Below are 21,125 nucleotides of genomic sequence, written 5' to 3'. Positions count from 1 at the left end.
CACTGTGACTCTGCCGAATCCCCATCCCGATGCCCGTGCCGTCGTCACCGGAGCGTCCTCCGGCATCGGTGAGGCCCTCGCAACCGAACTCGCCGCCCGCGGCCACTCGCTGATCCTGGTCGCCCGCCGCGGAGAGGTGATGGAGGCCCTCGCCGAGACCCTGCGCGCGAAATACGGTGTGACCGTCGAGGTACGCGCATGCGATCTGTCCGACCGCGACGCCCGGACACCGTTGGTCGACGAACTCGTACGCCGCCGCATCAGCATCCTGTGCAACAACGCCGGCATCGCGACCTTCGGCGCGGTCGCAAAACTCGACGCGACCTACGAGCGGGCGCAGGTCGAACTCAACGCCGTCGCCGTGCACGACCTCACCCTCGCGGTGCTGCCGCAGATGGTCGAGCGGAATTCCGGCGCGATCCTGATGGTCGGTTCGGCCGCCGGCAACATGCCGATCCCGAACAACGCCACCTACGCCGCCACGAAGGCATTCGTGAACACCTTCTCCGAGTCGCTACGCGGCGAACTCAAGGGCACCGGCGTGCACGTCACGCTGCTCGCCCCCGGTCCGGTGCGTACCGAGGAACCCGATCCGGCCGAGGCGTCGATCGTCGACAAATTGGTCCCGGACTTCCTGTGGATCTCGAGCGAGCACACCGCGAAGGTCTCGCTCGACGCGCTCGCCGCGAACCGCATGCGCATCGTGCCCGGCGTGATCAGCAAGGCCATGTCGGCCGCCGGTCAATTCTCGCCGCGATCGGTCTCCGCGCCGATCGCCGGAGCGTTCTACAAGAAGCTCGGCAGCAACTGACACAGCAACACCTCACCGCCTCGGCGGCAGCAACACTTCACCGCCTTCGGCGGCGTCCCGTGCCGAAGAGGCTCCGGCCGATCTCGCGGCCGGCCGCGGACGCCGCCGAACGGATGAAGCTGCGCACCGCCGCGCTGCCGAGCACCTGCTCCACGACCGACGGCCCGGCTTCGTCCGGCGCCGGCGACGGCACGTCCGGGACGGGCTCGACATCGGCCGCCCCGACCATCGACGCGGTGAGCTTCTCGTACGCCGATTCCCGGTCGATGGTGCGGCCGTACTTTCCGTACAGCGGGTTCGCCTGCGCCGACGCGCGCATCGCGCTCTCCCCCACCGTGCCCGTCAGCGAACGCGGCGGTCGCAGACGCGTCCAGGCGACGGGCGTCGGCGCGCCCAGCTCGGACAGGACCGTCACGATCGCCTCGCCGGTACCGAGCCCGGTCAGCGCCTCGGCGAGGTCGTAGGCGTCCGTCTTCGGGAAGGTGCGCACGACCTTCGCGAGCGCGGCCTCGCCCTCGGGGGTGAAGGCGGGTAGCGCGTGCTGCACCCACGCGCCGAGTTGCGACAGCACGCTCCTGGGAAGGTCGGTGGGTAGCTGCGTGCAGAAGACCACGCCGACCCCTCTGGAACGAATGAGCTTCACCGTCTGCTCGATCTGTTGCACGAAGGCCTTCGACGCGTCCGTGAAGAGCAGGTGCGCCTCGTCGACGAAGAAGACGAGCCGGGGCTTGTCGACGTCACCCACCTCCGGCAGCGCCTGGAACAGGCCGGCGAGCAACCACATCAGGACGGTCGAGAACAGCGCAGAACGGGTGGCGTCCTCGCCGAGTTCGAACAGGTTGATCGTCCCGTGGCCGTCGATCACACGCAGCAGGTCCTCGACCTCGAGTTCGGGTTCCCCGAAGAATCCGTCGCCACCCGCGCTCTCGAGGCCGACGACGGCGCGAAGGATCACACCGGTGGTCGCGGGCGACACGGCGCCGAGTTCGTCGAGTGCGTCGCGTCCTTCGTCGCTCGTCAGGTACCGGATCACCTGCCGCAGGTCGGCGAGGTCGAGCAGCGGAAGTCCGTTGCGGTCGGCCCAGTGGAAGATCAGTCCGAGCGTCGATTCCTGAGTCGTGTCGAGGCCGAGCACCTTCGAGAGCAGGATCGGGCCGAAGGAAGTGACGGTGGCACGGACCGGGATGCCGACGCCGTCGGTGCCGACCGAGTAGAAGGCCACGGGATGACCCGTCGGGGTCCATTCCTCGTCCCCGGTGTCGGCCGCCCGGGTGAGGACGCCCTCGTTCGGCTCGCCTGCGGCCGACAGGCCGGACAGATCGGACTCGACGTCCGCCATCACCACCGGAACCCCCGCCGACGACAGCTGTTCTGCCATCATCTGCAGCGTCTCGGTCTTGCCCGTGCCGGTAACACCGGCGACGAGAGCGTGACGGTTGATCGTGGCGAGCGGGATGCGCACCTGCGCGTCCGGGTCGGCGACGCCGTCGAGAACGACACTTCCCAGTTCGAGCGCCTCGCCGATCACGTCGTATCCGGACGCGATGGCAGCAGTGGAAACTTCCGGGTTCTCGGTCATGCTCGCCCCCTCCGGCGTCGACCTGCCCACCGTGACGGTACCGGCCCCTCACGCTACGGAAAGACCATTTCTATCGAGCGCCAGAATTGTCGCATTACAGTGATTCCGATCACAACCGATGTCGCGCGAGCGTTTAGCCCGACACCCTTCATGACCTGCATGTTCTTCGGGAGAACTCGAAGCGGCGAGGAAACGAAGATCATTCGCAAAAACAATGACTTGTGCTAGCAACGAACTACGCGAAACATTTCACGAGCACAGGAGAAGCACATTGACGCCGAAGATCGCCATTCTCGGAGCAGGTCCCAGTGGACTCGCGCAGCTGCGCGCATTCGAAGCAGCCCGAAAGGCCGGTCTGGAGCAGATCCCCGACATCGTCTGCTATGAGAAGCAGCCCGATTGGGGCGGAATGTGGAACTACACCTGGCGCACGGGACTCGACGAGAACGGTGAACCCGTCCACGCGAGCATGTACCGCTACCTGTGGTCCAACGGCCCCAAGGAATGCCTCGAGTTCGCCGACTACTCCTTCGAAGAGCACTTCGGCCGCCCGATCCCGTCGTACCCGCCACGGGCCGTCCTGCTCGACTACATCATGGGCCGCGTCGCCAAGAGCGACGTGCGCAAGTACATCCGCTTCAACACTGCAGTGCGGTGGGTCGACTGGTCGGACGAGACGCAGAAGTTCACCGTGACGGTGATGGACCACAACCGCGGCGTCCTCGAATCCGACGAGTTCGACTACGTCGTCGTCGCGACCGGCCACTTCTCCACTCCGAACGTTCCCCACTTCGAGGGCCTCGACCGGTTCCCGGGACGCGTACTGCACGCCCACGACTTCCGCGACGCCCGCGAGTTCACCGGAAAGCGCCTGCTCCTCGTCGGCAGCAGCTACTCCGCCGAGGACATCGGCACCCAGTGCGTCAAGTACGGCGCCGAACAAGTGACCTTCAGCTACCGCACTGCCCCCATGGGTCACGACTGGCCCGAACAGTTCTCCGAGGTACCGCTGCTCACCCACGTCGACGGCAAGGTCGCCCACTTCCAGGACGGCAGCACGCGCGAGGTCGACGCCATCGTGCTGTGCACGGGATACAAGCACCACTATCCGTTCCTGCCCGACGAACTGTCGCTGCGCACCAACAACCGGTTGTACCCGCGCGACATCTACAAGGGCATCTTCTTCCAGCGCAATCCGAGGTTGATGTACCTCGGCGCACAGGACCAGTACTTCACGTTCAACATGTTCGACGCGCAGGCCTGGTACGCACGCGACGTCATGCTCGGCCGCGTCGACCTGCCCGATCTCGCCACCCGCGAGAAGGACATCGACGTGTGGCGGGCACGCGAGGAGAAGCTGTCGTCACCGGTGGAGGACATCGACTTCCAGGCCGCCTACATCCGCGATCTCGTCGACCGCACCGACTACCCCGAATTCCACGTCGAACGCCAGGGCGAGGTGTTCAAGCAGTGGAAGAAGGACAAGAAGAACGACATCATGGGGTACCGGAACAAGAGCTACGCCTCGACGTTGACCGGCACCCTCGCTCCGCCGCTGCCGGCGCCGTGGATGGAGATCCTCGACGACTCCCCCGAGTCCTTCCTGAGTCAGGATTTCACCCGCAACGGCTCGGGGCAGCTCGGGCCGGCAGTGCAGAACGGGACCGCAGTGCAGAACGGGACCGGCGAAGGCCGGACGATCGGCCGGCACCGTGCCCCGGCCGCGCGCCGCCCGGTCCGGCCGACCGCATCACGCACCGTTCCCGTCAAGGCGTGATGTCGGGCATTTCGTCGCCGGCCCTCGATGCCGCCCCTCGGGAGTGCGCATCCGATGGCTAGTCTGTCTGTCGTGCAGGACAAACTCGTATGGATCGACTGTGAGATGACGGGGCTGCGTCTCGGCAGCGACAAATTGATCGAGATCGCAGCTCTGGTCACCGACAGTGATCTCAACGTGCTCGGCGAGGGCGTGGACATCGTCATCCACGCCGATGACGACGCCCTCGCCGACATGCCGGCGGTCGTGCAGCAGATGCACGAGCGGTCCGGGCTCACCGAGGAGGTGCGGCGCTCGACGGTCAGCCTCGCCGAGGCGGAGAAGCAGGTCCTCGCGTACATCCGCGAGCACGTCACCGAGGCCGGCACGGCCCCGCTGGCGGGCAACTCCATCGCGACCGACCGCGCATTCATCACCCGCGACATGCCCGAGCTCGACAACTACCTGCACTACCGCATGGTGGACGTCAGCTCGATCAAGGAGCTGTGCCGGCGCTGGTATCCGCGCATCTACTTCGGCCAGCCGGAGAAGGGACTGTCGCACCGGGCACTCGCCGACATCAAGGAGTCGATCCGCGAACTGCGCTACTACCGACGCACGGCGTTCGTGGCGCCCCCCGGCCCCACCCCGGCCGACCTCGCAGCCGTCGTGAAGGACCTGGGACCGGCCTGACCAGCCGATTCGTCTTTTCCGTCATCGTCAGGCTAGTATCTGTACCGCAGGCGCAAGCGGCCGAGAGGTTGCCGGCGAATGCGATGGTGAGTGTAGTTCAGTTGGTAGAGCACCAGGTTGTGATCCTGGCTGTCGCGGGTTCGAGTCCCGTCACTCACCCCGAAGAAACCCCCGATCGGATTCCCGATCGGGGGTTTTCTCGTCCACGACGGATCTTCACGCGCCGAACCGGGGTTCGCCGACGTTACAGCGCGCGCACGGCCCGGTTCGGGGCGCGAGGCGGGTCTATTCGAACGAGCGGGCCACGAACGCGTCGACCTCGGGCAGCGAACGCTCGACCGTCGTGTAGTGCCCGGCCATGTAGACGCGATAGTCGACGTCCGCTCCTGCGGCCTTCATGTCGGCGGCGAGGGCCGCAGAAAGCGGCAGCGGGACCACCACGTCGTGGACGCCGTGGGCGAGGAACACCGGCCGGTCGTATCCGTTCGCCGGAGCGGCGAGATAATCGGCGAGCAGCGCCGCCATGGGCTCCTCGGCCAACGGACGCGCGAGCAACTCACCGACCCGGATGCCGCGCACCGACTCCTCGAGATCGTCGTAACACAGCTCTTCGGCCCGGTCGACGACCTCCCGGCCGACAGGAGTCAGGAAGCTGTCGACGTCCACCTCGGGGTAGGCATCGCGCAGCCCCGCGAAGATGTAGCCGCTGAAACTGACCAGACCCCCCAGCCCGGGATCCGGGAAACCCGGCACGCCGATCGTGAACGCCCGCTCGAGATTCGCCGGTGCGCCCGTGGCGACCGTTCCGCGGAAGTCGAGTTCGGGTGCCCGGAAGGTCGCGATCGTGGCGGTGTGCAGCGCCGCGTGCCCTCCTTGCGACTGGCCCATCACGAGCCACCGCTCGGACAGCGGTGCCCCGCCCGCGCGGGCCGCCCGGACGATGTCGACGATACTGTTCGCGGCACTGGGGCCGTCGAGATAACGATGGAGACCTTCGGAGCCGAGACCGGGGAAGTCGGCAGAGACGATCGCGTAACCGGAGTCGAGCCAGTGCCGCAGATAGGTGCGTTCCAGAGCGGATCGCGGCGTGCGGGTCGTGAGTGCGCAGTCGTCGCCCACGCCGGTCGTGCCGTGTGCCCACGCGATGACGGGCCAGCCACCTTCGGGGGCGTCACCTTCGGGCAGGAACAACGCCCCGGTGGCGACGGTCGGCTCTCCCGACCGCCACTCGGTGCGGTATTCGAGCTTCGTCGCGGTGCCCGCGCCTGGCAGCGACACCTCCTCGGGCAGCGGCTGCTGTGAGACGACGGCACCGGGCGTCGATGCGGTCGACGACGCGACCGGAGCCGCCGCAGCCCCCGTCGGCGTCAGCGATGCGAGCAGTACGGCACCGCAGAATGCGGCGCGCAACGGTCGCCCCCGAACGGCCATCGATCCCCTCTGATCCGTCACGCCGCAGCGTTACCGGCCTTCCATGTGGACCACGGAATGTTCCAGTCACCGAGTCCGTCCGTCCCCGGGAGAACACCGCCGACCGTGTTACGGACCACGACGATGTCGCCGCGCTTGGTGTTGTCGAAGATCCATTTCGCGTTGGCGGGGCTCAGGTTCAGGCAACCGTGGCTGACGTTGCGGACGCCCTGGTCGCCGAGTGACCACGGTGCAGAGTGGAAGAAGATGCCGCTGTAGGACATCCGCGTCGCCCAGTCCACCGGAGTGCGGTAGCCCTGCGCCGAGTCGGAGGGAACGCCGTAGGTGGACGAGTCCATGATCATGTTCTCGAACCGGTCGCCGATGATGTAGACGCCGTTCGGGGTGGGCGTGGAGTCCTTGCCGAAGGACGTCGCCATCGTGATGACGTCGACACCGTTTCGGGTGACGGTGACCTGCTTGGTCGCGTCGTCGGCGGTGATGATCACCGCATCGCCGATGGTGAAGGACGAATGGACGTCGGACTGGCCGAAGAGACCGTCGCCGAGATCCTTGCCGTAGACGTTCACGTCGACGGTGACGGTGGTGCCGGGAGTCCAGTAGTTTTCCGGGCGCCACCGCACCTCACGGTTGTTGACCCAGTAGAAGGCGCCCTCGACCGGAGGGTTCGTGGTGACGGTGACGGCCGATTCGGCCGCGAGCCGGTCCGGGATGTTCTCGTCGAACTGCACGGCGATCGGCTGACCGATGCCCACGACCGAGCCCTCACCGGGCAACACGTAGGGCTGGGTGAGATTCGCGGGCGACGACGTGGTGAACGCCGCGGTCGAGGTGGTCGCGCCGCCGAGTCCGTACGCGACCGTCTCGAGGGTGTAGGAGCGGTTGTAACCGAGGGGTTCGGTGTTCACCCAGGTCAGTCCGTCGGCGGCGAGTTCGCCCTGCACCGGCTCCCCCGCCGGGTCGAGCAGGGTCACCGAATCGAGCCTGCCGTTGACGACCGAGACGGTCACCGGATCGATCGGCGAGAAGCCGACCGAGCCGTCGGCCACACTCGACGACACCGTCGGCTTGATGAGCGCGGCCACGGGATTGGAGTCGATCGGCACCTCCTCGGCGCCCGAACCCGTACCGCCCGCACATCCGGTGACAAATGCCACAACGCCGACGACGACCACTCCGAGGATCCCTCGCACCCGACGACCCCGGGGGTTCCGCGCACTCGATTCCGCCACTGTCATACTCCGATCCCGCCTCCCCCAAGGCACAGAAAACGCACGTCACAACACCGAACACGATGATGCCAGCCTCTGGTGCGGCCGACCCGACGCGACTCCCCCGTACGTCGGTAACGTTCGCATGACAATCGCTCCGACCACCCGAGCCGTTACGGCGACGACTTTACCGAAAACATTCTGACCAGGCGATTTGGTACGTCGCGAGACGGTGTGTAATGTTCTCTTCGTTGCTGGGACGGCATCCTGGGAACAGATCGTCCAGCGCCATTAGCTCAATTGGCAGAGCAGCTGACTCTTAATCAGCGGGTTCGGGGTTCGAGTCCCTGATGGCGCACAACACGAAGGCCGGGCACCCAGTGTCCGGCCTTCGTTCTGGCGGTCACGCCGTACCCTCTCGCCGAGACGACGACCGGGATACACACCGCCACGCGCCATTAGCTCAATTGGCAGAGCAGCTGACTCTTAATCAGCGGGTTCGGGGTTCGAGTCCCTGATGGCGCACGACACGAAGGCCGGATACCGGAAACGGTATCCGGCCTTCGTCGTTCGCGACCGATGACGCCGTCGCACGGTACTGTCCCCGCACTCGATGGCATTGTTCCCCGGAACGAGGAACACCCACGCCGAGTCGACGTGGGTGTTCTGCGAAGCGGTGGAGCGCGAAGGTCAGCGCAGGATCCTGCGCAGCACCAGCAATCCGACGACCGTGCCGGCCGCGACCGCCGCGTACTTCTTCACCTGCGGCTGGTTCACCTTTGCCAGGAGGGTCTGCTTCGTGCTCGCCACCAGATTCTTCGGGTTGGCGCGGACGCTCAGTTCGTCGAGTGTGCTCGCGAGCTGATTGCGGGCCTTCTCGATCTCCCGCTCGATGTCCTCGGTGTCCCTAGCCACGTGTCCTCCAGAAGGTCGCTGCAGTGTGCTGCGACCACGGTAATGGACGCGCGCCGGGAATGGCTGCACGGTCCACTACTGTCGCCCTCATGACGGAGAACAGCAGACTCACGCCCGGCGATCCCGCCCCCGATTTCACCCTCCCCGACGCCGACGGCAACGAGGTGTCGCTATCGGACCATCGCGGCCGCAAGGTCGTCGTGTACTTCTATCCCGCCGCGAGCACCCCGGGATGCACGAAGCAGGCGTGCGACTTCCGCGACAACCTCGCCGAACTGAACGAGGCGGGCCTCGACGTGATCGGCATCTCACCCGACAAGCCGGCCAAGCTCGCGAAGTTCCGCGACGCCGAACAGCTGACCTTCCCGCTGCTGTCGGATCCCGAGAAGACCACCCTCCGGGCGTGGGGTGCCTTCGGCGAGAAGAAGATGTACGGCAAGACCGTCACCGGCGTCATCCGGTCGACCTTCCTCGTCGACGAGGACGGGAAGATCGAGGTCGCGCAGTACAACGTCCGCGCGACCGGGCACGTGGCGAAGCTGCGCCGCGACCTGTCGGTCTGATCGGTCCTGCCGTTACCGCGGTGCCAGCGAGGTCAGCAACAGCGCTTCGGCGACGGCGAGATTCTCGATCTCGGTGGGGTCGACACTCTCGTTCGGCGCGTGGATGACGCAGCGCGGTTCCTCGACGCCGATCAGGGCGATCTCGGCCTGCGGCACAGCGCGTTGCAGCGCGGTGCACAGCGGGATCGAGCCGCCCTGCCCGGCAGTCCCGACCTCCCGGCCGTAGGCGGTCTCGAGCGCGGTTCGCAGCGCGGCGTAACCGGGCCCGTCCGTCGGCGCACGGAAGGGTTCGCCGAGGACGTCGCGGTCGATGCGCAGATGCGCTCCCCAGGGCACGTGGGCCTCGAGATGAGCGACGAGCGCGTCCTGGGCGGTGCGGGCGTCGATGCCCGGCGGCACGCGCAGGTTCAGGCGTGCGGACGCTCGCGGCACGACCGCCGCGGCCGAGCCGACGACGGGCGGGGCGTCGATCCCGAGGACGGTCAGGGCCGGTCGCGCCCACACCGCGTCGGCGACGGTGCCGGAAGTAGGCAGCGTGACACCGTCGAGCACGCCCGCATCGGCGCGGAAACGGTCCTCGGGGTACGGGACGCCGTCCCAGGTCGCGGAGCAGTCGAGTCCGTCGACGACCGTATTGCCGTGTTCGTCGCGGAGGGTGCCCAACAGGTGCACGAGCGCGGCGAGCGCGTCGGGGGCCGCTCCGCCGTACATCCCCGAGTGGATCTCGCCTCTCAACGTCTCGATGTGCACGTCGACGTTCGCGATGCCCCGCAGCGTGGTGGTGAGCGTGGGTTGCCCGACTGCGGTGTTGCCGCAGTCGCCGATGACGATGAGGTCGGCGTCGAACAACTCGGGTCGCTCGGCGACGAGGTGGTCGAGTCCGGCCCCGCCCATCTCTTCCGAGCCCTCGATGACGATGCGGACACCGACAGGCAGAGAGCCGTCCTCGCGCAGCGCCCGCAGTGCGAGCAGGTGCATGACGACGTTGCCCTTGCAGTCGGCGGCACCGCGGCCGTACCAGCGACCATCCCGTTCGGTGAGGGTGAAGGGCTCGCTGTGCCAGAGCGATTCGTCGCCGGGCGGCTGAACGTCGTAGTGGCTGTAGAGCAGAACCGTCGGTGCGCCCTCCGGTGCGGGTGTGTGGCCGAGGACGGCGAGCGAGCCGTCGGAGGTCTCGATCGTCTCGACGTTCTCGATTCCTGCGGCGGCGAAGGCATCCCGCACCCAGTTCGCGGCCCCTGTGCACTCCTCGGCGGGGAACTGACGCGGATCCGCGACGGAGCGGAAGGCGACGAGGGTTGCGAGGTCTGCCCGCGCGGCCGGCATCGCGATACGGATCCGCTCACGAATTCGGTCCGGGATGGTGGTGTCCACGCTGCTCATCGATCTCCGTCCGTCGAGGTTCTGCCGCCATCCTAAGACCGGCCGGGCGGGACCCGACGGGACTCGGCGACGCTCCGGCGCGGACGAGTCCCGTTCCCGGCGTCACATCTTCCATTTCTGACACTCGGACTCACAGCAAGTATTCGGTAAAGAGATGCCCTACGGCTAGCCTGGGCGCGTGGAGTCAGCAACGAACGGCCGCCGCGCCCCGCGCCGGATCGATCCGGCGCTCGAGGTTCAGGCCGAGCCCCAGGAGCTCGTGCCGCGTCGGCGGCCCACCCAGGAGCGGAGCCGCCGCAAGTTCGATGCCCTGCTGGCGGCCTCGCGTGAACTGCTCACCGAGGTCGGCTTCGAGTCGTTCACCTGCGAGGAGGTCGCGTCCCGCGCCGACGTCCCCATCGGCACCCTCTACCAGTTCTTCGCCAACAAGTACGTGATCGTGTGCGAGCTCAACCGGCAGGACCTCGTGGGGGTCCAGAGCGAGCTCGCCCAGTTCAACGGCAAGATCCCGTCGGTCGACTGGTTGCGCTTCCTGAACAGCTTCGTCGACCACCTCGCCGGGCTGTGGACCACCGATCCGTCCCGGCGCGAGGTCTGGCTCGCGATGCAGTCCACCCCGTCCACCCGCGCCACCGGCGCCATCCACGAACGCGAGTTCGCCGAGCAGGTCGCACGGATGCTCGCGCCGCTCACCCCCGACACCCCGCGGCCGCGCCGCAAGCTCATGGCCGAGGTGCTCGTCCACATCGTGTACTCGATGCTCAACTTCTCGGTGCAGGACGACCAGACCCACGCCGACGCCGTCGTCGAACTCAAGCGGATCATGGTCGCCTATCTGCAGATCGCCGAACAGGATTCCCGCGCGCAGGCCAAGCGACGCCGACGCCGCGAGGAACGCGCGGAATCCTCACGCGAACAGACCGATCGGCAGGAGACCGAAACGGATCAGGCCGAGGAAGCTCGCGCTCCCTCGGCCTGATCCTCACATCGTCGTCGGTCGGTCGCCGACCTCGTCGAGGACGACGAACGCGCCGGCCATGTCACCGTCGTGGGTGAGCGACACGTGGATCCGCATCCCGGTCAGCCTCTCCGCGACCTCCCGGTGCAGTCGGATGCTCGGGCGTCCCCACGCGTCGGACACCACCTCGATCTGCTGGTGGATCGTCTCCGGCAACACCGGTGGACTCCCGAACAGCGAGGCCGACCACGCCTTGATCACCGCTTCCTTCGCCGCCCACCGGGCCGCGAAGTGACGGGCGGGATCGGAGCTGCGGGTGTTCGCGTCGCGACGCTCACCCGGTGTGAAGTTCGCCAGCATCGTCGTTCCCGTACGACTCAGCTGTTCCGCGAACTCCGGCACCGACACGAGGTCGAACCCGACTCCCGCAACTCCCATTCCGAGACCCGTCTACTTACTTGCAGCCGGGCAGACCCGAGCGGTACACGTCGTCGTCACCGAGACGCGCCTCCGCCGAGAGCAGCATGTCCGCCTCGAGCTGACGCGTGGCCGCTGCAGGCACGTGATCGCCACCGAGGCGACGATCCGCGGGACGCTGGTAGAGCGACGCCCCACCGGTCATCGCGTCCACCAGGCGTCGCTTGCCGGCGACGGTGCGCTCGGCAGCCTCGGCCAGGTAGGCCTCCCGGCGCTCGGCCGGGACCGCCTCGACGAACGCCTGCGGATGCACCACGGCGATCAGACCCGACACGTGCCCGAACCCGAGGCTCGTGAGCAGACCCGCCTTGAGCGGGAGCTGCTCACCGAAGCGGATCGGTGTGCGCGGCCACACCAGGTGCTCGAACTCCGCCATCTTCTCGTCGACACAGTCGAGGCTGCGGTTCGGCGGAACCACACCCTGCGCGAGAACCTGGCACAGGCCGATCAGCTGGAAGGCGGCGGCGCCACCCTTGGCGTGACCGGTCAGCGACTTCTGCGAGACCACGAACATCGGGTTGCCCTCGCTGCGGCCCAGCGCACCGGCCAGACGCTCGTGCAGTTCGGCCTCGTTCGGATCGTTCGCCGCGGTCGAGGTGTCGTGCTTGGAGATCACCGCGATGTCGTCGGCCGTGAGGCCGAGCTTGCGCAGTTCCTTCGCCAGACCCGACTCGCGTCCACCGCGACCCGCACCGAGTGCACCGATGCCGGGCGCCGGGATCGAGGTGTGCACACCGTCGGCGAACGAACCCGCCCACGCGACCACACCGAGCACCGGCAGTCCCATCTCGAGCGCGACGTCGCCGCGGGCGAGCAGGATGGTGCCGCCACCGGCCGACTCGACGAATCCACCGCGACGACGGTCGTTGGCGCGGGAGAAGCGACGATCGCTGATGCCCTTGGCCTGCATGTCCTCCGACTTGGCGGTCGCGGACATGTCACCGAAGCCGACGATGCCCTCGATACCGAGATCGTCGAAGCCACCGGCGACGACCAGATCGGCCTTGCCGAGCTTGATCTTGTCCACGCCCTCCTCGACGGAGACCGCAGCCGTGGCGCACGCCGCGACCGGGTGCACCATCGCGCCGTAGCCACCGACGTACGACTGGACGACGTGCGCGGCGATGACGTTCGGCAGGGCCTCCTGCAGGATGTCGTTCGCGCGGGATTCGCCGAGCAGCGTGTCGATGTACAGCGACCGCATCGACGACATTCCGCCCATGCCGGTGCCCTGTGTGTTGGCGACCATCGACGGGTGCACCCAGCGCAGCAGCTCGGACGGGGTGAAGCCACCGGTGAGGAAGGCGTCGACCGTGGTGACGATGTTCCACAGACCCACCCGGTCCACCGAGTCCGCCATGTCGGCGGGGATGCCCCACTTCGTGACGTCGAAGCCGGTCGGGATCTGACCGCCGACCGTGCGGGTCAGCTTCGCCTTGCGCGGCACGCGGATCTCGGTGCCGGCCTTGCGGGTGACGGTCCAGTCGCCCGACTCGGCGTCGACCGACGCGACCGTGTTCTCCGGATCGGAGTCGACGAACGCGCGGGCCTCGGCCTCGGAACCGACGACGAAGGACAGATCCTTGTCGAGGAAGACCGAGGTCAGCAGCGGCGCCGTGTTGTCGATCATCGCGCCCTCGTCGCCGTAGCGGCGGATGCCGCAACGCTCGACCACCGCGTCGTGGTAGCGGTCGGCGATCTCCGCCTCCGGCACCAGCTCACCGGTCTCGGTGTCGTAGAAGCCCGGCTTCGGATCGTTCTCCCAGCCGATCAGGCCCGTGACCCACGCCAGTTCGAGCACACCGGCGGCCGACAGTTCCTCGTCGACCTCCATCTCGAAGCGGGTGCGAGCCGAACCGTAGGGGCCGAGCTCACCGGCACCGACGATGACGACCGTGTCGGACAGGTCGGCGGTGACCGTGCCCCACTCGGGGGTCGGCAGTGCCTCCGCGCGCGGAGGCTCGGGCAGCGCCGCGATGGTCGCGGTGCCGTCCTCGGTCTCCTCGACGGCGTCGACCGAGTCCTGCGCTTGCTTCGCGAGCGCCGGCAGGTCGACATCCACCTCGGACAGTCCACCGGTCAGGTCCGCGACGAGCGGGGCCTCGGCAGCGAGACGCGTGGCCTCCGGTCCGACCAGCTTCAGCAGCTCCTCGGCCATCTCGTCCGTCGACCAGGTGCGCACACCGGCAGCCTCGACGGCGTCGACCAGCGGGTCGTTGCCGCCCATCAGGCCCGTGCCGCGCACCCAGCCGATGAGGGCGTGGGCCAGGGTGACGCGCTCGGCCCAGGTGCGCTCGGCGCTCCAGCGGTTGATGACCGCGTCGAGTGCGGCCTTGGCCTCACCGTAGGCACCGTCGCCACCGAACTTGCCGCGGTTCGGCGAACCGGGCAGCACGACGTGCAGGTGGGTGTCGACGTCGCGGTCGTAACCGATCTTCGACAGTCCGGCGATCAGTCGCTCGACCGACCACAGCAGCACCCGCATCTCCATCTCGGCGCGCGCACCGGCGTCGGCGAGCGAACCCGCCACGCGCGGCGCGGCGAACGGGAAGAGCAGCGTCGGGGTGAGCGCGTCCTTGATCAGCTTCTTCGCACCACCGGCGACCTCGACGGTCTCGGTGCCGATCCACTCGATCAGGGCGTCGACGTCGCTGTAGGACGCCATGTTCGCGGGAACCACCCACAGAGCGGCACCGGCCCGCGCGTTACGTGCGTACAGCTCCTTGTAGAAGCCCAGGCGGCTGTCGTTCAGCGAGGACGTCGTGACGACGACCGTCGCACCACCGGCGAGCAGCTTCGCGGCGACCGCTGCGCCGATACCGCCCTTGCTGGCGCCGGTCACCACGGCGATCTCGTCCGCGTACTCGGCGCCCTCGGTGACGACGGCGGCCTCGGCGATCGCGGCGTAGGTCTGCGCCAGCTCCGTGCGACCGGCCTCCGTGGCCTTGCGGCCCCAGAACTCGGCGTGCGCGGCGACGGTCCGGCCCGAACCGGTGAACCGCTCGCTCCGGAGCTGCTCACCGAGCCAGACACGGGCCAGGTCCTCACGGGCGGTGGCCCAGCGGTCGTCGATCAGGACGGCCTTGCGCTCGTCGAAGGCAGGTGCGACCAGACGCGGCCAGTCGGAGCCGAGCTCCGCCGACACCAGGTCGACCAGTTCGTCGTCGGCCTTGTCGGCCGGACCCGACACCTGCTCGGTGTGGCCGAGCTGCTCGAGCACGAGGCGTGCGGCGTTCGCGAGAACTCCGTCGCGGCCGGTGATCTGCTCGGCGAACTCGCCGAGGGCAGCGGCGTCGACCGTGGCTCCCCCGCCGCCACCGGCGGACGGCATGGACACGGCGATTCCGCGACGCGAGGCCACCGCCTGCACGGCGGCGTCGATCAGCTTGTCGACCGAAGCGGCATCCGCCAGGGCACCGTCGGTCAGACCACCGAGGTCACCGCCGCGGACGGACGCACCGTCGCGGCTACCGAGTGCAGCTTCGGCGGTGACGTGCGACGCCCAGCCCTCGCCCAGACCCCACACCTTGGTGACACGGTCGGCGATGTAGGCGGGACGCTTGCCCGACGGGCCGAACACCTTGCGCAGGTGGTCGTTGATCGAGTCCGACAGCACCGGGCCGAAGGGACGGTAGGTGCGGGCGAGACGGTCGACCGTGCCGGCGAGGGCACCCATGTCGGCGTCGGCTGCACCGTCGATCGCACCGAGCGAGAGTTCGGAACCGAGGTCGACGAGCAGCTGGTTGCGGCGCGAGGACACGCCGTCGCACAGCGCCTCGATGGTGTCGGCGGGACCGATCTGATCCGGGCGCAGCTTCGTCCACAGGGCGATGAGCACCTTGGTGGCGTCGGCGGCCTTGAACGCGATGTCGTCCGGGGTGGGGCCACCGGCCGGCGCAGCAGGAGCCGCGGCGGGTGCCGGGGCCGCAGCGGCGGCGGGAGCGGCCTCGGCGGCCGGTGCGGCCGGCTCGTCGTCCTCGACCGGAGCCGGGTCGGTGTCGGTCGAGTACACGATCGACGCCTCGCGCTCGATGTTGAGCACCTCGACGGGCTGACCGAAACGACCGGGCAGCTTCAGCGTCTGCGACGCGAGGTTCGCGACGGTGGGCGCGCCACCGAGGCCGACCTCGACGAACCGCTCGACACCGAGACCACCGTCGGCCTCGTCGGCGAACAGCAGATCCTGGGTCTCGATCCAGCGCACCGGCGACGCGAATTGCCAGGCCAGCAACTCGGCGAGCACCACGCGGGTGAGCTCGACCGGAGTGACCGACCAGCGGTCGAAGTCCGCGAGGACCTCGGCGAGCGGCTGCGACGGCACCAGGTCGGCGATCTCCTGGATGAACTCGCGGCCCAGGTTGAACGGCTTGGGCACGAGGTTGGGGATGTACCGGCCGATGAGGATGTCCGGGTCGATCTCCTGCGGCAGCAGCGCCAGCAGGCGCTCGCGGAAGTCGTCGACACCGCCGCGCAGCACGGTCGAGTGGAACGGCACGTCGATGCCCGGGACCAGGATGAACGCGCGCTTGCCACCGAACTCGGCGACCTTGCGCTCGATCACGGATTCGAGGGCTTCGAGACCCGCGACCGTGCCGGCGATCGCGTACTGCGAACCGCGCAGGTTCAGGTTGACGATCTCGAGGAACTCCCCGGTCTCCTCGGCGACACCGGCGACGAAGGCCTGCAGGTCGGCATCGTCCAGACCGAACTGCGACGGCCGGATCGCGGCCATGCGGTAGTTCGAGCGGCCCCGCTCGTCGCGCGGCACGAGGGCGTGCATGGCGGAGCCGCGCTGGAAGACGACCTCGAGGACGGCCTCGAGCGGCAGCACACCGGCGACGGCGGCGAGCGCGTTGTACTCGCCCACCGAGTGACCGGCCAGGAAGGCGTCTTCGACGAACGCGCCGGCCTCCTTCAGCTCGGCGATCTGCGCGACACCCAGTGTCGCCATCGCGACCTGCGTGAACTGGGTCAGGTGCAGCACACCGTCGGGATGCTTGTGAGTGACCCCGCGGGCCTTGAGGACCGTCGGATTGTCGCGGACCACGGCGAGGATCGAGAAGCCGAGGGCCTCACGAGTGTGCTTGTCTGCGCGCTCCCAGATCTCGCGGGCGGCCTTCGAGCGGGCACGGGCGTCGAGACCCATGCCGGGACGCTGGATGCCCTGGCCCGGGAAGGCGTAGACGGTCTTCGGGGCGGCGATACGGCCGGTCGCGACCATCACCAGATCACCGTCGACACGGCAGCCCACCTCGACGACCTCGGCTCCACCGTCGGTGGCGATGCGGTCGACACGCACGTCGATCTTCGCGCCCGGACGGACCATGCCCAGGAAACGGGCGGTCCACGCCGTCAGACGACGGACCGGCAGCTTCGCGTCCTGCTCGATCGCGGTGACGACCTGCTGAGCCGCAGCCGACAGCCACATGCCGTGGACGATCGGGCTTCCGAGACCGGCGAGCAGCGCGGCGTTGTCGGAGGTGTGGATCGGGTTGTGGTCGCCGGAGACCCTCGCGAAGGCGCTCATGTCGGTCGGCGCGACGATCACGGCATCGCGACGGCGGCGACGCGGCGTGTCGGTGACGGCCTCGGTGAGAGCACCACCGGCGCGGACCGGATCGGCGAGATCGGCGGTGCCGGTGCGGCCACGGATCGCGAACCGCTCGGCCAGGGTGGCGACCACCCGGTCGCCCGAGCCGTCACCGCTGTCGGCGGTGATGACCACGTCGACCTCGACGACGCGACCCAGGTCGGTGTCGGAGACACCGGTGACCTCGGCCTTGACGCCCAGGAAGGCAGGCTCGGTCGGCAGACCGTTCTTGACGTCGATCGCGTGGTCCAGGTGGACCAGGTCGAGCATGCCCTCGATGACCGAGAGATCGGTCTCGGTGCGGGCGGCGCCCAGCGCGGCGAAGACGGCCGGCCAGCAGGCACCCACGAGCACGTCGGGCACACCGTTGCCGCTCGGCGTCAGGTTCGCGGGCAGACCCGAACCGGTGACACCGGCGTGGTCGGCGGTCTTCTCCGGCAGCCAGCCGAGGGTGATACGGGCAGCGCCCTTCCTGACCTCGGGGAGTTCCTGACCGGCGGCGACACCGAGCAGAGCGGACATCGACGCATCGGCGTCGACTTCGGTGACGACGGGCGCGCCACCGGAGACGACCGAGGCGGGCACGGTGAGGCGGATCTCGACGGCCTTGTCGCGCACCAGCGGAACCCGCAGGCCGACGTGCTCGTCGTCGAGGATCGTCAGGGTCGCACCCGTCGGGGCGTGCGAGGCAGCGGTCTCCGACTCGACGGTCCACTCGCCCAGATCACCGAGGCGGTGGATCGGGTTACGGGTCTGGCGACCCGCCCACGAGACGTCCGGCGAGGACAGCACGGCGTCGAGCAGGCCCGGCGCGATGTCGCGGTGGCGACGCGCGGCGAGCTCCACCGGCACCGCGCCCTCGGCGACGAGCTCGTCGGCCGTGGCCTTCTCGAAACGGTCGAGGAGTTCACCGACCGGCTCGTCGACACGGGTGATGCCGGCAACGGCGACGGTGCCGGGGATCACGCACACCTGGTCGGCGGAGTAACGCGGATCGTGGGCCTGCCACAGCGAATCCGAACGCCACCAGCGACGCACGTCCTGGTCGACGACCGGAACGAAGTTGACGGGCTTGCCGGGGGTGCGGCACAGCGACACGAAGAACGGCACGTCGGCGGGATGCAGCACGACGTCACCCGCGTCGGGATACTGCGCGAGCAGCGACTTGATCGCGGCGTACGGGCGCTCGAGCACCGCGTCGTCGTCGAACAGCGTCGGGATCGGGCCCCGGCAGACGGGATGCAGGCGGGCCTCGGCGCGCTGCAGCATGTCGCGGAAACGCTCACGCCACGACACGTCCAGCCACGGGCTGGTGTGCGCCTCGGCGAGGACATCACCGAGATCGCTGCCGCAGTCGAACTCGGCGCCGTTGTCCGCACCGACCGCCAACTCGAGGTAGCGCTCGAGCCACTGCAGGTAGGTCATGGTGTCCAGGTCGCCGAAGTACGGCTTCGCCGTTCCGTTCAGCGCCTCGACGATCTCGGCGCGGCGCGCGGCCACGGCGTCGGCATCACCGGCGACCTCGTCGAGGAGGCGGCCCGTGCGCGAGGCGGCGTTGTCGATCTCGTGGATGTCGGCGCCGAGCTGGCTGCGGCCGGAGGCCATACCGCCGGTCGCGGTGCCGGCGGCGACCCAGTCGGGCGTGCCGGGGGTGTCCACGAGAAGCTGCTTGACCTCGGGGGCCGTGGTGGCCTCGAGGGTCGCCATCGCGGCGGTACCGACGAGGATGCCGTCGAGCGGCATCGCCGGGAAACCGTAGACGGTCGACCAGCGGCCGGTCAGGTACTCGGCGGCCTTCTCCGGCGTACCGATGCCACCGCCGACGCACAGCACCAGGTTCGGGCGCGTACGCAGCTCCGCATAGGTGTCGAGAAGCAGGTCGTCGAGGTCCTCCCACGAATGGTGACCACCGGCGCGGCCGCCCTCGATGTGGGCGATGACCGGGTAGTCCGGGACCTCGTTGGCGATGCGGATCACCGAACGGATCTGCGCGACCGTGCCCGGCTTGAAGGCGACGTGCTCGATGCCGGCCTCACGCAGATCGGAGATGATCTGCACTGCCTCGTCGAGCTCCGGGATACCGGCGGTGACGACGACACCGTCGAAGGGCGCACCTGCCGCACGGGCCTTGGGCACGAGGCGCTTGCCGCCCACGTGCAGCTTCCACAGGTACGGGTCCAGGAACATCGAGTTGAACTGGACCGCGCGGCCCGGCTCGAGCAGCTCGGTCAGCTCGGCGACATGCTCGGCGAAGATCTGCTCGGTGACCTGACCGCCACCGGCGAGCTCGGCCCAGTGACCGGCGTTCGCGGCCGCGGCGACGATCTTCGGATCGACGGTGGTGGGCGTCATGCCCGCGAGCAGGATCGGCGAGCGGCCCGTCAGGCGGGTGAAGGCCGTCTCGACGGCGATGCGGCCGTCGGGCAGCGCGACCGGCTTCGGAGCGAACTCCGACCAGGCACGCGGAACCTCGGGCTCGGCGCCCGGGGTGAGGAGATTGCGCTGGCCACCGCGGGTCGCGGCGGCGATGATGCCGACGCCCTGACCCCGCAGGCCCGAGCTGGTCATGCGGGTGAGGAGCTCACCCGGACCGAGGTCGAGGATCCACGAGGCACCGGACGCGACGGCGGAGTCGACCTGCTCGACCCAGTCGATCGGGGCGACGAGAATCGCGTCCGCGAGCGAACGCGCGAGCTCGGCGTCGAGCTCGCAGCGAGCGGCCCACTCGGCGACCTGCTCGACGGCGTCGGCGAAAGCGGGGTGATGGAATCCGACCTCGGCCGCGACAGGTTCGAAGGTCGGGGCGAAGACCGCACCGCCGCGCTTCTTGGCCTCGCGCTCGCGGGTCTCGGCGGCCGAGATCTGCTCGCAGCGCTGCTGCACGCGCTCGAGTGCGGCGGGCGGGCCCGACAGCACGACGCGACGACGAGCGTTGCGGATGGCGACGACGGCGCTGCGCTCGGGATCCTGGTCTTCGAAGACCTCGGCGACGATCGTGCGCAGGCGCTCGGGGTCGACGTTGGCGACGGCGAGCATCGGGTACTTGCCGGCGCCGGAGATCAAGCCGCGGCGACGACCGACGAGGGTCGCGGCGGCACCGATGAGCTGGGCGATCGCAAGGATCTCGGCGTCCTTGCGGCCGGCGGCGGCGACGGACTCGACGGCGAGGACACCCTGCGAGTGGCCGATGACCGCGCTCGGTGCGACGGAGTCGACGTCGAGGCCCTGGTTCGCGAGCGCGCGCAGCGCGGCGACCTGGGTGAGGAAGACGCCGGGAAGCGACACGGCGGCAGAGGTGAGAGCTGCTTCGGAGGGGCCGGCGGGCGCGTCGTCCTCGTCGGCGAGTTCGGCCTCGAGGATCCACGCGACGGGGTCGAAGCCCGTCGGACGGACCACGACGAGATCGCTCGCGACCGGGGCGAGGTGCGCGGTGGCGCGGTTGACCAGGTCGGTGAGGACCGGTTCGAGTCCGTTGTCGCGGCTGAGCTCCTCGAGCGAGGTGAGCCAGGGGGCTCCCTGACCGCCGAATGCGAGCGCGTAGGGCTCGCCCGCGAGGAGCTTGTCGACCAGGGCACGGGCCGGAGCGGCTGCCGTGGACCGATCGGTGGTGCGTCGTGATGCCTTCGAGTTCCGTCCGTTGTCGCCTGGTGTGGTCTCGTCGATCGTCACGCGTGTGGTTCCTCTCCTGAACACCCCGGCGTCGAGGCTTCGTGTGTCAGCGCTGCGCGCCGGTGTGCTGCTGGACTAGTGGTCCGCTG

The 21,125-nt window shown here is 68.8% G+C and carries 12 protein-coding genes and 3 tRNA genes; 8 read left to right on the top strand and 7 right to left on the bottom strand.

Going from position 1 to position 21,125, the window contains the following annotated elements; genetic code table 11:
- Nucleotides 1-4: 4 nt before the first annotated feature.
- On the top strand, nt 5-811 hold the full coding sequence (gene cmrA, locus EQ874_RS22335) for a mycolate reductase (RefSeq protein ID WP_129978228.1): 807 nt from the start codon (nt 5-7) through the stop codon (nt 809-811).
- A gap of 37 nt (nt 812-848) precedes the next feature.
- Here the strand turns inward: cmrA and EQ874_RS22330 are convergent, their stop codons facing one another.
- A complete protein-coding gene (locus EQ874_RS22330) occupies nt 849-2,390 on the bottom strand; it encodes a helicase HerA-like domain-containing protein (RefSeq protein WP_129978227.1) in 1,542 nt (513 codons plus the stop codon).
- A 271-nt stretch (nt 2,391-2,661) separates the two neighbouring features.
- On the opposite strand from EQ874_RS22330, the gene EQ874_RS22325 reads away from it, so the two are divergent.
- The 3 genes from EQ874_RS22325 (at nt 2,662) to EQ874_RS22315 (ending at nt 4,998) form a co-directional block, all read left to right on the top strand.
- Nucleotides 2,662-4,167, top strand: coding sequence for an NAD(P)/FAD-dependent oxidoreductase (locus EQ874_RS22325; protein WP_129978226.1), 1,506 nt, complete (start codon nt 2,662-2,664; stop codon nt 4,165-4,167).
- A 72-nt stretch (nt 4,168-4,239) separates the two neighbouring features.
- A complete protein-coding gene (gene orn, locus EQ874_RS22320) occupies nt 4,240-4,839 on the top strand; it encodes an oligoribonuclease (protein WP_129978236.1) in 600 nt (199 codons plus the stop codon).
- An 86-nt stretch (nt 4,840-4,925) separates the two neighbouring features.
- A tRNA-His gene (locus EQ874_RS22315) sits at nt 4,926-4,998 on the top strand.
- A 126-nt stretch (nt 4,999-5,124) separates the two neighbouring features.
- Here EQ874_RS22315 and EQ874_RS22310 read toward each other — a convergent pair.
- Nucleotides 5,125-6,270, bottom strand: coding sequence for a lipase family protein (locus EQ874_RS22310; protein WP_129978235.1), 1,146 nt, complete (start codon nt 6,268-6,270; stop codon nt 5,125-5,127).
- 17 nt (nt 6,271-6,287) lie between these two features.
- Entirely contained in the window at nt 6,288-7,508 is a 1,221-nt protein-coding gene (locus tag EQ874_RS22305) for an Ig-like domain-containing protein (protein ID WP_207213609.1), read from the bottom strand.
- Nucleotides 7,509-7,766: 258 nt separating this feature from the next.
- Between EQ874_RS22305 and EQ874_RS22300 the strand changes: the two genes are divergently transcribed.
- Nucleotides 7,767-7,839: transfer RNA gene (locus EQ874_RS22300), tRNA-Lys, on the top strand.
- A gap of 94 nt (nt 7,840-7,933) precedes the next feature.
- Nucleotides 7,934-8,006, top strand: a tRNA-Lys gene (locus tag EQ874_RS22295).
- Between the two features lie 165 nt (nt 8,007-8,171).
- On the opposite strand, the gene EQ874_RS22290 is transcribed toward EQ874_RS22295, so the two are convergent.
- Nucleotides 8,172-8,396, bottom strand: coding sequence for a DUF3618 domain-containing protein (locus tag EQ874_RS22290; RefSeq protein ID WP_129978225.1), 225 nt, complete (start codon nt 8,394-8,396; stop codon nt 8,172-8,174).
- A gap of 89 nt (nt 8,397-8,485) precedes the next feature.
- Here EQ874_RS22290 and bcp point away from each other — a divergent pair, with 89 nt between their 5' ends.
- Complete coding sequence (gene bcp, locus EQ874_RS22285) at nt 8,486-8,959, top strand: thioredoxin-dependent thiol peroxidase (RefSeq protein ID WP_016933370.1); 474 nt, start codon at nt 8,486-8,488, stop codon at nt 8,957-8,959.
- A gap of 12 nt (nt 8,960-8,971) precedes the next feature.
- Here the strand turns inward: bcp and EQ874_RS22280 are convergent, their stop codons facing one another.
- Complete coding sequence (locus EQ874_RS22280) at nt 8,972-10,342, bottom strand: dipeptidase (protein ID WP_064063254.1); 1,371 nt, start codon at nt 10,340-10,342, stop codon at nt 8,972-8,974.
- Between the two features lie 217 nt (nt 10,343-10,559).
- Here EQ874_RS22280 and EQ874_RS22275 point away from each other — a divergent pair, with 217 nt between their 5' ends.
- A complete protein-coding gene (locus tag EQ874_RS22275) occupies nt 10,560-11,321 on the top strand; it encodes a TetR/AcrR family transcriptional regulator (protein ID WP_232284725.1) in 762 nt (253 codons plus the stop codon).
- Between the two features lie 3 nt (nt 11,322-11,324).
- On the opposite strand, the gene EQ874_RS22270 is transcribed toward EQ874_RS22275, so the two are convergent.
- Both EQ874_RS22270 and EQ874_RS22265 read right to left on the bottom strand, forming a co-directional pair.
- Nucleotides 11,325-11,738 carry a holo-ACP synthase gene (locus tag EQ874_RS22270; protein WP_064063255.1) on the bottom strand — a complete coding sequence of 138 codons (414 nt, stop codon included), beginning with the start codon at nt 11,736-11,738 and terminating at the stop codon, nt 11,325-11,327.
- Nucleotides 11,739-11,754: 16 nt separating this feature from the next.
- Nucleotides 11,755-21,036, bottom strand: coding sequence for a type I polyketide synthase (locus tag EQ874_RS22265; RefSeq protein ID WP_129978224.1), 9,282 nt, complete (start codon nt 21,034-21,036; stop codon nt 11,755-11,757).
- Nucleotides 21,037-21,125: the final 89 nt, after the last annotated feature.

Source organism: Rhodococcus sp. Q1 (genome assembly GCF_004153645.1).
GTDB lineage: Bacteria > Actinomycetota > Actinomycetes > Mycobacteriales > Mycobacteriaceae > Rhodococcus > Rhodococcus gordoniae.
The sequence above is the reverse complement of the archived record's forward strand: the minus strand, read 5'-3'. Positions and strand labels throughout refer to the sequence as shown.